The organism is Pontimicrobium sp. MEBiC01747 (genome assembly GCF_053601635.1).
In genome coordinates, this window is the sequence record NZ_JBSHNS010000589.1 from 1 (window position 1) to 15204 (window position 15204).

Annotated in this window: 8 protein-coding genes and 2 pseudogenes; 1 reads left to right on the plus strand and 9 read right to left on the minus strand. The window is 31.0% G+C overall.

What is annotated here, in order from left to right:
• The 3 genes and pseudogenes from ACVC2P_RS19805 to ACVC2P_RS19815 all read right to left on the minus strand — a co-directional run.
• Nucleotides 1–181: pseudogene (locus tag ACVC2P_RS19805) on the minus strand (hypothetical protein); the annotation flags it as partial.
• A gap of 296 nt (nt 182–477) precedes the next feature.
• Nucleotides 478–894: pseudogene (locus ACVC2P_RS19810) on the minus strand (Arm DNA-binding domain-containing protein); the annotation flags it as partial.
• 642 nt (nt 895–1536) lie between these two features.
• Nucleotides 1537–2472 carry a hypothetical protein gene (locus tag ACVC2P_RS19815; RefSeq protein WP_452600181.1) on the minus strand — a complete coding sequence of 312 codons (936 nt, stop codon included), beginning with the start codon at nt 2470–2472 and terminating at the stop codon, nt 1537–1539.
• Nucleotides 2473–2660: 188 nt separating this feature from the next.
• Between ACVC2P_RS19815 and ACVC2P_RS19820 the strand changes: the two genes are divergently transcribed.
• The gene (locus tag ACVC2P_RS19820) at nt 2661–4064 is read left to right on the plus strand and encodes a metallophosphoesterase (protein ID WP_452600182.1); all 1404 of its coding nucleotides are present in this window, start codon (nt 2661–2663) and stop codon (nt 4062–4064) included.
• A 115-nt stretch (nt 4065–4179) separates the two neighbouring features.
• On the opposite strand, the gene ACVC2P_RS19825 is transcribed toward ACVC2P_RS19820, so the two are convergent.
• The 6 genes from ACVC2P_RS19825 to ACVC2P_RS19850 all read right to left on the minus strand — a co-directional run.
• Nucleotides 4180–5760 (minus strand): tail fiber domain-containing protein, encoded by a 1581-nt coding sequence (locus ACVC2P_RS19825; RefSeq protein WP_452600183.1) that lies wholly within the window; start codon nt 5758–5760, stop codon nt 4180–4182.
• A gap of 18 nt (nt 5761–5778) precedes the next feature.
• Entirely contained in the window at nt 5779–6450 is a 672-nt protein-coding gene (locus ACVC2P_RS19830) for a hypothetical protein (RefSeq protein WP_452600184.1), read from the minus strand.
• 1 nt (nt 6451) lies between these two features.
• Nucleotides 6452–8491, minus strand: a complete 2040-nt coding sequence (locus tag ACVC2P_RS19835) for an outer membrane protein assembly factor BamB family protein (RefSeq protein ID WP_452600185.1) — start codon at nt 8489–8491, stop codon at nt 6452–6454.
• Between the two features lie 28 nt (nt 8492–8519).
• A complete protein-coding gene (locus ACVC2P_RS19840; protein WP_452600186.1) occupies nt 8520–10376 on the minus strand; it encodes a kelch repeat-containing protein in 1857 nt (618 codons plus the stop codon).
• 26 nt (nt 10377–10402) lie between these two features.
• Nucleotides 10403–13966 carry a hypothetical protein gene (locus ACVC2P_RS19845; protein WP_452600187.1) on the minus strand — a complete coding sequence of 1188 codons (3564 nt, stop codon included), beginning with the start codon at nt 13964–13966 and terminating at the stop codon, nt 10403–10405.
• A 5-nt stretch (nt 13967–13971) separates the two neighbouring features.
• On the minus strand, nt 13972–15204 hold a 1233-nt coding region (locus ACVC2P_RS19850), incomplete at its 5' end, for a hypothetical protein (protein ID WP_452600188.1).

The window sequence follows — 15204 nt, forward strand, 5'->3', positions numbered from 1 at the left end:
TTTTAAGACTGTATGATTTACATTGTATAATGTTAAAATCAGACCATTTTGTTTCTAAAACATCAGAAATACGAACCTCAGCGAAATAGAATGAAAATAAAAACACCTTACATGCATTAAAAAGATAAGTTCCTTCTTTCGGTTCTAACTCTTCAATTCGTAGAACCTCTTCCCTATTCAAACCTAATTTAATACTGTCACTCTTAATTCTAATTTTTTCATTGTCTCCTCAAAAAGGATATACTTTATCATTAACAATAGATTCTTTTATTGCTCGATTATAGAGCCTACGAATAAAGATTAATGATTTGTTTGAGTATGTGGTTTATACCCCAAATATATTGTACAAAATACTTTAAAACGAGTTATAAACGCCATATGAATATCAGTAAACATAAGGGAGGTGTCTTTTTCAAACGTTTTTATATCTCTCAAACAACTTGTTTTTGGATTAATTCCCTTTTATGACGTGGCTTTCTACGTTCCATTATGCCTGCCCTTATCCTCTTTTGTTCCTGTTCCTTTCAGCGTTATAAATTCTTTAATATTATGCAAAATCGATATTTCTGAACGAGCAACTGAAAAAACATTAGTATCATATTTTTCTTTAATACGGACGCAAGCTAATTGAAAGAAGGAAACTCGCTTACCTTTACGCCTTACTTTCTGTTTGATCTGCTTTGTTGATATATTTGCATCATCTGTTGTTGCCTCTAAAACTGTATCATTTGCTTTTGATAACTCCTTAATGAGATAGTTGTTCAGACGAGCGGAGTTGGGATAAGAACTTTTAACTTTTCCTCTTTTCATATCCCAGTCTTTAGGAAGTACATATTTACCCGTAAAGATATATCGTGGTTTCCTATCTTTTGTTATACGTATTGCTATAGGGTTAGTTCCGTTTTTTTATGTGTAATGTTTCCAAAGTATAAGTTCTACAGTTGGCGTGTTTTATAGGGTTTAAGCTGTATAAATACACAAAATTTAAAGTTATTTTTTTAAAACATTTAGGCATTTTATAAGGTTTTATATAAACCCGTTAAAAACATAAATAACTGATAAATAAAATACATATGAGTACATATAAAACCATTACACACAGGGTTCACGAGTTCAAATCTCGTTCTCGCTGCAAGTAAAATCAAAGCTTCACAGAAATGTGAGGCCTTTTTTATTTCTTGTGTACAACATTCTTTTAGTCTTAGTTTTTTATTTGTATACACATAAATATAATACTTTTCTCCTTTGAATACTCATACTATAAATAAACCTAAATTCTACTAAACGTATATTACATCTAGGCTGCTCATTTTAATAATTAGCCAATAAACTCCTATATATTCAAAAAAACATATTAGAGTTCTTATCAATTTTATATTCAATTAAATAATAGAAACCGTATAGTATTATTTAATAGAAAAGTAGTTCGCTAGTCCTTTAGTAAACTATACACTTGGAATATGTAGTAAAATCTAATAAACTATAAGTAAAAAAAGTAAACTGTTGCGATAAGATAGTCTCAGAATCTTTCTTTTATTACATATCTTCATAGCTAAACAATAATGGGCGATGATCTGATTTAAAATAAAAATTATGATTCCCAGGAGATAAAGGGTTCGGTATAGGTTGATTTTGTGGAAATACTGGTTGTTCTTTATTGTAATACACTGTTTTAAATTGAAATTCGGTATCTTCTATATTGTTTTCATCGTAAATGTACACTCCATAATCTAATCTATTTTTTCCCATGTCTCCATAATGGGTATACTGTTCTTTTTTTCCTACTCCACCAAGTGGTACAGTTTGTAATATTCCTTTTAACTCCTTGTAATTAACCAACCATTTATTTAAAGTTTGTTGTGATAGTCCATTTATATTAAAGTCTCCCAATATATAAAGTTCATTTAATCCCTCGCCTCTAAACCAATCGCATACATTATGAACAAGATCTTCTGTATTATATCCTCCTCTTGCGGTAGAATGGAGACTGGCTACCATAAATTCTTCATTAATTATAATACCTACAGGCGGGCGTAATGCATCTGAAATATCATCTCCAAATTTTACAAACATCCATTTCGTTACCTTTATTGGTAGGCGATATAACACGCCTAAGCTTACGCGTTTTGTTTCCTTCCAATCCTCTCCTATTTTTTTTGTATACCTACTTAAAAAGAATACTCCGTATTTATTGTCCCCTTTGTCTGTAGAAGCTTCAAAATAATCAAATTGCCATAATATTTCTGGGTTTTTACCACGGTTATATATTTTTCTCTCTATCGTTTGAAAACCTATAGCATAACCTTTAGCTTTTAGAGCATCATAAGTACTTTTTTGACCGCCTTCTTGAAAAGCGACATAATTAACATTATTATTTATATTAAGATAACCTATTAACTGTTCCCATTTAAGAATAGGGTTATTTCCAGATCCTGCGCCTTGCATATTCCATGTTAAAAATTGTGTACTCATAATTATAAGTTTAAAAGATTAATATTATTTTTTTAGGAACTAATAAAAAAGTGCTTTGACTTTATTATAAATTAGGGATACTCGAATTTAGATAAATAAGATTTTAAAAAAACAGGTGTTTTTACCTTAAAATAAAAAAAGGTATTTATATATATTGCTTTCCCACAATTAACTAAATCCAAAAAAAAATGAAATTAAACGCTATATATCTATTTTTATTTACAATACTTTTATTTGGTTGTAAAGAAGAAAAAAAAACTATTACAGAAGTAGAAAATAATGTTATTAAAACCGCTACTTTTTTATCTCTGTCTGATGTGCATTTAGATAGTTCTATTGAAAACACCAAATTTGGTAGCCAGAATGATACTGGTAATTCTCTCTGGTCACGTACTAAAACAAAAATAGAAACTGTTGTAAAAAATGAAAATCCTAAGTTTATGGTTTACCTCGGAGATTTACCTCATCATGAAGATAGTATGCGAAAAACAAATGTAAAACTTATGTTAGAGCATTTAGGCGACCTAAACATAAATATTCCTATTCTGTATCTCCCTGGAAATAACGATTCTTTAGGTGGAGATTATCATTCTTTTACAGACTCTAACGACAATACTCCTTTTTCTACGGATACTTCTTATCCATGGCCAATATTACATAAAAATACACCTTCAACTACAGTTACTAATATTGATTATAATAAAGCGTTTGGTTTTTATTCTGCAGATGTTAATACAGGTGGGAATACTGTAAAAATCATCGCTTTAAATACTGTCATTTTTACAACTAAAAGTTATGCTTATAATAGTCATCAAATAACTGTTAAGGGCAAAAGTGAAATGGTGGGAGATGATGGAAAATCTCAACAGGAAGCAACACAAATACAAATGCGTTGGTTAGATAATACTTTAACTAATACAAAAGCTACAGATAGAATAATTATGATGATGCATATTCCTCCAGGAAAAGATGGTTATGGCGGCGGCCCTATGTGGAATGCAGATTTAAATTATATTAACAAGCAGAAGGATACTTTAAATCTTCAAAATGCATTTTTAGGTTTTATAGAGCAAAAACAGTCTAATATCGCTGGTATATTAACAGGACATACTCATTTAGATGGTTTAAGGCGTATATACAAATCACATCATAATACTACACCAACGGATATGATTGGTTTATCTATTTCTACACCTGGTATTACTATTGGGCATGGTAATAACCCTGCTTTTAAAACATTTACCTACAATACTTCTAATTTTGATATTTTAGATTTCAAAACTTATTTTGCTGTCCCAACGCAAGCTTCTAAAAGTGCTATTGCAAAAGCCAAAGCGGCATCTTCAAAAGGGTCTCAAATTGTTGTAGCTCCTGTATTAGATAGTTTATTTGTATTTAGAGGGGATTCGTCTTATACTTTTAAAGAAAGTTACAAAGCTGCAACTTCTTCTAATGCTACTATTTATTCAACTATTTATAGTATGGATAAAGACACAATAATTAATTATATGAATAGTATTTATGGTGCAAAAAGTGACCAAAATGTTACTATAAAACATGAAAGTGCTTTAGATGTACATATAGAAGAGTAATTATTATATAGTAAATGCCTGATTGCTTACTAATGTACTTAGCATTTATCAGGCATTTGTTATGAATTTTCTTTTTTAAGCTGAAACATAAAAAATTAATTATAGAGCATTACTTCTACTCTACATTTATTAATAATTTCTCTAGTTTTTCAATTCTAGAAATTGTTGTTGTTAATTTTTCTTCGGTTTCATTTTGCTTTTCTGCCAGCTCTTTTTTATCGCTTTCTAATTGTTCTATTCGTTTTAATAGTGCTTGTGTAGCACTTACATTTAGCATGGAAATGGCTTCGTAATCTACTGTATGAAAATCATGTACTTCTTTTCCGTATACAAATACTTGTCCAGTATTATTACGATCTACTTTTATTGCATTTTCTTTAACTTCTAATACATTTGCAATTACGTCTTCATCTGCAAAAATTAATTTTATACGATCTCCCGTTTTAAGCTTTTGTTCTTTTAATGTTATCCAACCATTGTTAATGGTACTTATTTCGTAAATATTAGGAATTACTTCTGTTACTTTATCATCTACTGCTTGTGGATAGACTTTTTTTACTTGTTGTGCTATTACCTTTTTGTTTATTTTATTTCCATTTTTTATAGTATCTGTTAGTTTATAATTGGTAATTTCTATTTTAGATAATATTTCTAAATCCTTAGCACTATCACTTACTCCTATTATGTCTTTTATGCGTGCATCGGAAAACGCATTAAACTCATTACAAGCTATCCTATCTGTTGCATAAATAGAATAATTTATATCTATACTCTTGGCTCTACCAACCTTGTTAGCTTTGTTAACTAAATAAGCATAAGACTCTATAGAGTTTTTAGGGCCTCCAGAAATCACTAATTTTGCCTGTGTTGGTGTGCTTGTACCTATACCAACATTATTATATTGGTTTATTGTTAATGGTCTACCTCCATGAGATTGAATCCAACTATATCCTTTATTAACTCCAAATTGAATACTTCCTGCATCACTATTTGATGATTCTATTCTTAATGCACATGAGCCAACTGTTCCTGGGTCTGAAATTTCACTTTCAATATGCAATTTAGAATTAGGGTTTCCTATACCTATCCCCACTTTTCCTTCTTGTGTAATTCTAAGACGTTCTTTTCTTGCTCCATATGAGGTATAAAACCGTAAATCTGCTTGATCTAGCCCTCCTGTATTATACGATTCTAATCCTGCCCAACTATTTATATAAGTTTTATTACTCGTTCCTAATTTTAAAGCTCCATACAATGTATTTTTGCTTCTTATTGTTAAGCTTCCATTTTGTATGTGTAATTTTTCAAAAGGCGTAATTGTTCCTATTCCAAAATTTCCAGAAGCATCCATAATCATTTTATCTTCATTATTTAAACGAAAACGTATCGATTGATCTTTAGCCGCATTAAGGAAAGTTAACCCTACATTACTTTGTAATAATGAATAATCCTTTCCATTATTTCCTAATCCTTTATACCCAAAGGCAGCATATACTTTTCCGTGCGCTCCTGTTCCTAAAAAGGCTGTTTCGGTAACTATATTACCATTAACTTCCAGTTTTTGAGATGGTGTATTTGTATTTATACCTACATTTCCATTTTCTAAAATTTTAAGTGCCTCGTTTTGGGCAAATAGCTGTGTACTTATTATAGCAAAAATCACTATTAATACGTTTATTTTAAGTGTGTTTTTCATGTTATATTTTACTTATAATTATGATTTCATTAAAAAATATAATGCGTAATATGGAGGTCTATTTTCATGTGGCATACTTCCTCCCGCTTTTGCAGTATAATTTGATCCTCCAGTTTTATCTACGCTAAATATATTATGTTTTGTACTACACCCTTTACCTGAACATGTTGTTTGCCTATTAACATTATGTGCATGAGACGGCATCTGCTTAACTGTTAAAGTCACTTCTTTTTGCCCTCCTGTATTTTTAACTTTATATGATTTTCCTGCTCCAACAATAAATCGGTCTCTCAAATCTGGAGTGTTATTACTTCCATCGCACAAAAGCCAACCTTTAGGTTTTCTATTTATATCTCCACTCCACATTATAATAGTTCCTTTTGGCACTAAATCTTGTTTATTCTCTTGAATTTTACCATTAGTATTTATATTATTTTGCGCATTTAGTACTCCTGAAACATTAATATTATTAGATACGTTTAATTTACCCTCTAATATTATTTCCTTTTTAACATATAAATCAGCTTGAATGAGAACATTTCCATTTACATCTAGTTTAGCTTTTGGTACACTAGTAGCGATACCTACATTACCATTTTTTAAAATTTTGAACGCTTCATTATTTTGAGCAAGTCCTATTTGTGATGTAAAGCAATGTATTAACACCATTATTTTTAATAACTTTTTCATGTTAATATCCTGTTTTAAATGTTAATTCTGAACCTCTAGCAATACTAAATCCTGGCTTTAAAGAGATACTTCCTCCCGAATACAAAATAGTATTCACTCTTGATGGGACTTTAACATCTTCTACACTAATATTATTTGTGGCTCTATATACTGTATTAGTGTTTAACTTAGCTAGTTCTATTGTGTTTTTAGATACTTTTTTTGGTGTTATTGCTATTACGTTATTTTGTGTAACGGTATACAATGTACCATCTGGTGCTAACACTAAGTTCTTTTTTAGATTTCCTGTAGCGGCTATATTAAATTGTGTTGCAAATGTTTTTTGTAAACTTCTATCGTATTTAAAACCTATAAGTCGCTGTGCTCCGCTATTATGCTTATCGTAAGGGTCTATTGCATAAATATTAGAACTGTTATCTGCTACTAAAATAGAGGCGTTGTCTAAATTATAATCTGAAGCGTTTAAAACTTCAAAATCATCATTATCATCGTATTTGGCCATTTTTCCATTATAAACAAAAAATACATTAGAGTCGCCATCTATAACTGGTTGAGAAATCCCTGTATTTACAGAATTATTACTTTTAACAACATTAGTTTCATCTATGGCGCCTTTTTTAACATCGAATACAAATAATTTGTTACTGTTATCGTAACCATTTAAAACAAAAACCCTTGAGTATTTTGCTCCTAAAAAAGGCTTAATAGTTTGTACTACTGGTGCAGGAATGTAATAATTTCCATCGTTTGAATAACTACCTAATACAAAGTTTGAAGTACTTAGCACTGTACCATCATTATTATCTAACACTACTAAACGCCCTTGTCCTTGTGTTGTATTTATGTTAATAAAAAAGGCCTTGCTTTCATCTTCGCTTAAAGTTATCGTTCCATTACGTTCGTTTGCTTTTGTTTTGTATTTCCAGCGCACTTTAAATTGTGGGAAAGAAACGGCTACAATGCCTTCGTTAGAGGTTAAATACAGAGTATTATCGTAACCTATTGTTGCATTATTATTTATATTACTTATTTGCCCTTCTGTTGCCTCTTTTAAAGATTTAGAATAGACTTCTTTTCCTTGTTCTTCTAGATTTAATACTGTTAATTTTCCATTTACAGAAATATAGTATAATAGTCCTTTTTCGTTTATTAATGGCCAACATTTAGCCATACCATCCACCGATTTCTCCCATAATACGTGCCCGTTAGCATTTAATTGTTTTACTTTAAACACTTTAGTTCCTGTATTAGATTGTGTAAAAATAATAGGTTGGTTTTTATATATAACTAATGCTCCTGTTGGGTCTGCTCCAACTATTAAATCATTAGATGTGTTTGGTAGTTTTTGCACTTTTACTTCTGTTGTAAATGCATTATTTTTCCAGTTTATAAATCCGCTATGTTGTGCATTTCCATAAGGTTGTGCCCAATCTGCTCTAAGTGGAGCGTAAGCTATATCGTAAGTAAGTAATAACTTAGGCCGTTTAGAAAAATTATTTGTTGTTTTGGAGGTTAATAACGAATAAAATGTATTGGTTGCTTCTTTTTCAGGAGATCTCGCTGCTAAAGAGATTAATGTATTTTCCCTATTAAACTTTTTGGGGTTTAATTTTATAATTATAGATTCTTCTTCTCTTACTTGATAGCGTCCTATTGAGGTATTAAAGTTAATATCTGCCCAACGTAACTTAGAATCGTTTAGGGCTTCGTTACCTGTCCAATTATTATCATTTTTACCACCTTTTAGTATTGTTATGGTTTGTTTTTGGTTTGCTTTATCTGGAAAACCATATAGTTTTAACTGATAACTTTCTATTGTAGTATATTCTGGTAAATGACCAAAAAAGAACTTAAAGAACGATTTTTCTTTTTCTTCTCCTATACTGTTAGCATGAATTTTTAAATTATTATCTCTTGCTTTAGGAATTGTTACGTCTACATCTGGTAGCACTACTGTATGTTTGGATTGCGTATGTCCTAAAAAGAATAATAATAAACTAACGAAAACTATATTGTATTTATATCTGCTTTGATTATACATAACTTATTTTGGTTTATTAGTTTAAAATTTATGATAGAATTAATGTTTTTGGTGTTATTGTTGGCACCCAGAAAAATAGTTGTGAATAAGCTATTCCATTATTTCCTTTATCTGTAAGTATTAAGTACCATAAACAACCTTTAAAATAGGCTGTAATAATTTGCGAGTTACTACTGGTTTCTAATGCATCTGATATTGCGTTAGTACTTAACTCATTAATATCGTAATTTCTATTTTTACTTCTTATTCTATTAAAATACTTTTTTACGACACCGTTTTGTTTATAAAGCCCCAACAAATACATTTCTGTTGTTTCTGTGTTATTTATACCAATAAAAGCTAAGCCTGATGATAAGTAGTTTTTAGGTTTCTCCAACACTAATAATGGAATGTCTTCATCTTTTTGTTTATCTCTATTATATCGTGTGGTTATTATTTGAGTCCATTTGGTGTTATCCCATTTCCAAATATCTCGTGTTTCTTGCCCTTCAATTTCTGAATATCCTCCACCAAACCACAATGCTTTTTTAGCATTATTTTTATCTAACTCTAATGATACTCCAGCCATGCATCTGGCTTTCCAAGTCATAGGTTTTGGGGTGTTATTATCTGTGTTAACACTACCTTTACTATCTATATTATCCCAATGTTCGCCATTACTAGAAACCCAAATATCATTTTGTGTTTCTCCCCATTCATCTACGCCTCCCATTAACCATATTTTGTCGCTTGTTCCATGCGGATATACAGTACAAGAATGTCCCATTCTTGAAGGCCAAGGTAAATCTTGAATAACTCTTACTTTATTTTCTTCTGAAGGTTTTTCTAAATCTATTATAACTACAGAGTTATAACATTCCATAGGTTTTACATAACTCCCACCTATTAAAAATAATCGCCCATAGAGTTCTCCCACTCTTTTTAAGTGTACCATGGGTGCATTTACATGTGGTTTTAATTTGTCTTTATCTTCTTCTGAAAGTGAGAACTTAGACCAATTACCAGAAAAGCCTTCGTTTGTATACCCTATGCTATCTAATTCTGCTTGATTTCTAGATTCTCTTAGTAGTAAACTAAAAAGGTAATCTGAATTATGGCTTACACAAAAATTAGCAATTAATAATGGTTTTCTAGGGTTAGCATCTGTTAATAAATCAGATCGCCCTAAAGCTCTTATTTTTACACTTTTGGTTATTGTAGAATTCCCTTGTATTACTTCTAAGGTATAGATATGGTCTCCATTACGTGGAGATTTTATCTCAAACTCTTGCTTTTCTATAGTTCCTGAGTTTCCAAAATGTATTGTTTCTAATCCATCTTTTAGAACATAACTATAGTTCTCTCCTTTAATACTCCACTCTAAAATGGTTGAACTGTTATTGTTTCCTTGTAATACCGTTGGATTTGCTGTAAAGGATATTATTTCTGGTTTTTCTTCTTCATTCTGAACTCTAAAATTTATGGTATTTAAAACGACATCTCCTAAACTATTTATATTGTTTTTATCCCAAAAAGTTATTTTTAAAGTTTCGGTAAGTGCCTTAATGCTACATTTAGCGTTACTAATTTTTAAGTCTATAAAATTATATTCATCTTTAAAACTTCTTGGAAAAATATATGAGCGTTTTGTGGGATTATTAGCGTCGTAACTTAAATTACATAGCTCAATTGGTGTTGTTATATTATTTTCATCATTAGTTTTCCCATATAATGTACAGGTCGCTTTTTTTAATGCTTCTCCTTGTGCTATTTTATCTAGGCCTTCTATAGTAAAACTACCCGTTATTAAAATTGGTTTAAACGGTTCTTTTATAATTTTAATACTTAAATCTAATTCTTTATTGTTGGTAACAGTATTATTACTTCCAGTAGTTACATACTCCATTTGTTTTATATTTTATAGTTACCTATTTACTTGTTTTTTAAATTACTTAATCTAAGCCAACCTTCGTAAATTTGCTGCTTTTTAAAGTTTGACTGCTCTTTTGTTTTACCGTCTTCAATGTTTTTATCTGTTTGCCATGTATTTACATTAGATTTATGCGTCCATTTCCAATTGGTATTCATACTCGACGGTGTAGGTATTCCTGGTGCTACTTTGTCTGCTATAAAAGGGGCCATCATAAAACTGGTATTTAATTGTCCTAATATTTCTTTTGTATTATGATGATATAACTCAACAAATTTTGTTGGTAAAACGCCTGTAGACAAGTGTACTCCTGCTGAAGGGTCTATTAAAAGCGTTAATTTTATTGGTGTTTTATTTAGTGTTATTTTTATTGCATTTTTTGTTTTGAAAAAAGACTCGCTTTCACTGTATTTAAACTCTGGGGCATTGGTTGTTATATTTAAATGCTTATAGTTACTTTCTATAAAGTAGCCTAATAACCCATCTTTATCTATTGTATAATCTCCTAAATGCAAAGGGAACTTAACTGTTTCTATTGCTCCTGTATTTTCTTTCCCTGATTCGTCCCAACGTTGATTATATTCAGGCTGCCCTAATAATTCCATTCCAATTGAGCATCTTGCTATAGCTACTGGTTGCCCACAAAATAAAGCCGATGTGTTATTTTGTATAGGGTTATTATTAGATAGGTTATCGTTTATTGTTTTTGCTAAGTCCATAATACCTGCGGCTATGGTTCCAGAATTAATATTCTCTAAAAATGCTTTTAATTGCTCGTTTTCGGGAATAATAGAGGCTTCGTCTGCTCCTGGAAAAGGTGTTTTGGTTAGTTGTATTCCTTGGAATTTTGTAATATCTTTTGTTATTTGTAGTACTACAATTTCATTTCCATTACCATCGTAAACCATAATATTATTGTCTAAATAATTAGGAACTAACCACCCAAATATGGGATTATCTAGTTTACCTGCATCTTGAAAAATAATATCTTCTTGTTTATTTAACCAATGAAATTGTAATCGTGATGGTTGTACAATTCTTGGAGGTAATGGTATCACCTCTTTTATTGCCAATGCATTACCTTGCATTGTAACAGAGCATGTAACTTCGGAATTATTACTATCTCCTACTGCTATAACTTTTTGTACTTGTCCAAAAATATCTACTACAGAGAGATTAATAATTTCTAATAGTCCTACACGTAGCGGATTAAAAAAATTATCTTCTCCATCTATATTGCCAGGATTACAGCCTAGAATATAACCTTCTTCTCCTATAATTTTAAGTTCGTCTTCGTCGATTTTATATTCAGACTCAAAATTATAAATTCTATTAGGTTTATACTCAAAAGGTGGTAATTGCACCTCGGGTCTTTGCATTAATAGGTATTTATTTAAGCCACTTAACGATTGTGCTATTAAATTTAGCTGTCCGTATTTGTTTACTATTGCTTCTGGTATTGTATCTTTTAAGTTTGTAAAAACCGAATTTGAAAACGGGCTTATACCAGAATATCTGGATGCATTGTTTACTGTTGTTAAGGTCTTATTTTTAAATGTTATGTTATCTTCTAATTGCCATGCCTTAGTGTTTTCTATAATATCTAAATTTTTAATTGTTGCATTGCTTGGAGAATAATCTACTTCCCAAACCATAAATAAAGGCGACCATGCTTGTTCCCATTGTAGTATTGAAAAAGGTTCTGCTAGGATGCATTTTTTTGTTTCATCTACTGGCTTTGCTTGTACTTTTTCTACTACTTTTTTAGCAAATTCTTTTATTACACTACTTGTTGTATCTCTACCTTCTCCTATTTGTGCTTCTTTATAGCTTAATAGAGCAATGTCTGCTGCAAACGATTTATCGAGTAGTACAGATTCTTTAACAATAGCTTGTATTATTTTGTAAGGAATCTTGTCATGTGATAGGGCATCTATTTTTGGTATAGAAAATGAGTTTATGGTAATGGTTGCTATAAAATCGTTATGTGTTGTTGGTACATTAATTTTTAATGTTTTAAAAACTTCTTCAAGTAGTCTACATTGTATTTTCTGCTTTGAACTTTCTAAAATTGGTTTTTCTGTATTTCCTATTCCAGAACCACACAACAATAATACAGGGTCATTGGGTTCCCAGAAACGGTCTTCTGGTTTCTTTTTAAGTTCAAATTCTGCATTTACTCCATTAATATGCTTGTTTTGTAATATTTTATTTTTTGCTTGATTTATTTCTGTTTCTAATAAATCTACATCTACTTTTTTAGATACAATACCATCTAATGTTGCTTTTCTAGAATCTTCATAGTTAAAAGCGTCTATTGTGTATTGTTTTATTGTTTTTAAAGCTTGTTTATACCAGAGAAAATAATATTCTTGTTGCGCGCCTTCTATTTCTTCTATAAGTACATTTTGTTTTACTTGCGCTTTATTTAGCTTTTTAAGATTGTTTAATAAATCGGGATCGTTTGGAAAATGTATTCTTTCTTCTTTATCTTTTTCTAATTGATTAGTATTTACTTCTATTCGTGTTATTTCCCATATATGGTTTCTGTTTTTTGGCGTAAAACTTCTTCTGTGTGTTTCTACTTTTAGTTTATTAATGCTTGGTTCGTTAGCTTCATCATCTAAAAGTTGATATTGTAATGCGTTTAATAAGTTTTCTACATTGGCTTTTTTTGTTTCCGAATGGTGTGTTGTTCCTTTAGTTATTTGAGCGCTTAAAGCTTCTACGGCTGTATTTCCTGCATATACTTCTATTGCTCCTCTAGGTACACCATCTGGCATATTTTCTTCCCATTTTACACCTTGTATTGAAGCGTGTAACACACATGAATTTGGGTGTGTTTTGCTTGTGCATTGCCATTGTTTTTTAAACCATTCTCTTTCTTTATTTCTTTTCTTCTCTGCTTCTGGATTACTTTCTCCAGTTAATGGTAATGGTGCTAAAGGATCGGCTCCTGGATTACTATACCAACCTGTTATTATATAACTAAAGGTATTCTTCTCACTACTATCTACATCTTCCATAGTATCATGAAAACCAAAGACATTTTCACTCTCTGGATAAAACGATGCAAATAACGGATTGGCTGCTCCTACTGCTGTTAACAATGGTTCTGTATTTGCTTCTTTGTAATCTGCATGCCATACTTTACTTTTTCCTATACTTTTAAACTCTAAGGTGTTATTATTTACAACAACCCAATTAGGTACACCGCCTTTTACAATGGCATCGCTTTCTACTATCCATAACTTTGCTGGTATTTCTTTTACCCCCTTATTGGTTTGTATACGTGTTACCATCCATCGGTTTGGCACGTATGGAAATTTTATGTCACCTTCGTCTTCAACAAAAGCGTGTTTTAATGCTTTTGGTAAGGTCCAGTGCAAATGCACTCCTTTCTCTAAAGTTAGTGTTATATTTACTTTAGGCTGTAATGCTTCTCCCAGAATACTTTGTTCGTAATCTTTTAATTGCGCACTTAGGTCTACACAATTATTTTTTGCTTTGCTTAATACTAAGGCTTCTATAGACATTGGTACTAGAAGCTTTGCGACATCATTCATTTCTTCTAGTTTTTAATTTTAATTGTATGTTTAATAGGGCTATCTATCATTTGGTAGGCAAATTCTGCAGATGTAAAAACCGGTTTTTTTCCTGTACTTTCATGCATTCCCATTATCATGCCTCTTTTGTTTACTATTTTCTGCTTCATTGTATTTGCTAGACCAGAAATATCCACCACTCCTTCTTTTATTAAACCATCATCAAATTCTTCTCTTACTTCTAATGCTTCCATTCCCATTACATGCATCTTCATTCCTTCATCATCTTTTAATGATTTGTAATGCATGTTAGGTGTTTCGTCATGATTTTCTTTTATACCAAAGTGCAAACCTTCATAAGGTTGTTTTATTTCTATTGAAGCGACATTACCATTGAAAATTCCAAGAAAAATATCAGAATCTATGCGCTCAAACCTATAAGCGGGTAATAATTTCCCTGCTTCATTATAGGCTTTTATTTCTACACCTCTCCATCCTGAAACTAAATCTGATCGTAATAAGAAGCCGGTTGTATTTAAACGCCTTCCTTCTATATTATCGTCTGTTTCTTCTGGTGTTTCTATTGTTTGCGGTACATAATCATCTAAAAACTCGCCACGCATAACTCGGTCTAAAACATTATCTATATTACTAACTCGGCCTATACTTAAGGCGCCATCTAGTAAAGCTTCTACCCAATTAGGGTCTACATAAAATAAGGATAACGTGCCTGAGTTTTCATCGTCTTTTTTTAAATAAAATTCATGAGGTACTAAATATGAAAAAGGTACGCCTTTTAACTTGTAGAGTGAGTTTAAAAAGTTTTTTACTTCTTTAGGAATTTTTGAAGTGCTTTCTGCTTTAACTACCAACTCTCTTTCTGGGGTTTCTATTTCGACATTATGCAATTCTCCTAGGTAGTTTATTACTTTATTTTTTAGTGGAATTGCCTTGTTGTTTCCTACAATATCGCTTACTTCTTCTTTTTGTTTCTTTTCTACTTCTTCTTGTTTTTCGGTGATACGCCAGTTTAACATGGCTTTAGAAAACTCTTGATTTTGTAACCCTAATGTACGTCCTAATTGCCATGCAGCAGAAATAGACACATCGAAAAATCCAGTTGTTTTATCGTATCGTAATGCTGAGTCTGCCGAAGAAAACGTTATACTTTTTGACATTGCGGGTAATAGTTTAGGCACAAATGGTCCTCGATACCATGATACCGTTTTTACGCCTTCTCTAGTTATATGCTCCATTGC

Excerpts from the sequence above, each read along its gene's own strand:
- ACVC2P_RS19840 (WP_452600186.1), bottom strand. The coding sequence starts at position 10,376 with ATGGAGTATGTAACTACTGGAAGTAATAATACTGTTACCAACAATAAA.
- ACVC2P_RS19825 (WP_452600183.1), bottom strand. The coding sequence starts at position 5,760 with ATGAAAAACACACTTAAAATAAACGTATTAATAGTGATTTTTGCTATA.
- ACVC2P_RS19845 (WP_452600187.1), bottom strand. The coding sequence starts at position 13,966 with ATGAATGATGTCGCAAAGCTTCTAGTACCAATGTCTATAGAAGCCTTA.
- ACVC2P_RS19815 (WP_452600181.1), bottom strand. The coding sequence starts at position 2,472 with ATGAGTACACAATTTTTAACATGGAATATGCAAGGCGCAGGATCTGGA.
- ACVC2P_RS19835 (WP_452600185.1), bottom strand. The coding sequence starts at position 8,491 with ATGTATAATCAAAGCAGATATAAATACAATATAGTTTTCGTTAGTTTA.
- ACVC2P_RS19830 (WP_452600184.1), bottom strand. The coding sequence starts at position 6,450 with ATGAAAAAGTTATTAAAAATAATGGTGTTAATACATTGCTTTACATCA.
- ACVC2P_RS19820 (WP_452600182.1), top strand. The coding sequence starts at position 2,661 with ATGAAATTAAACGCTATATATCTATTTTTATTTACAATACTTTTATTT.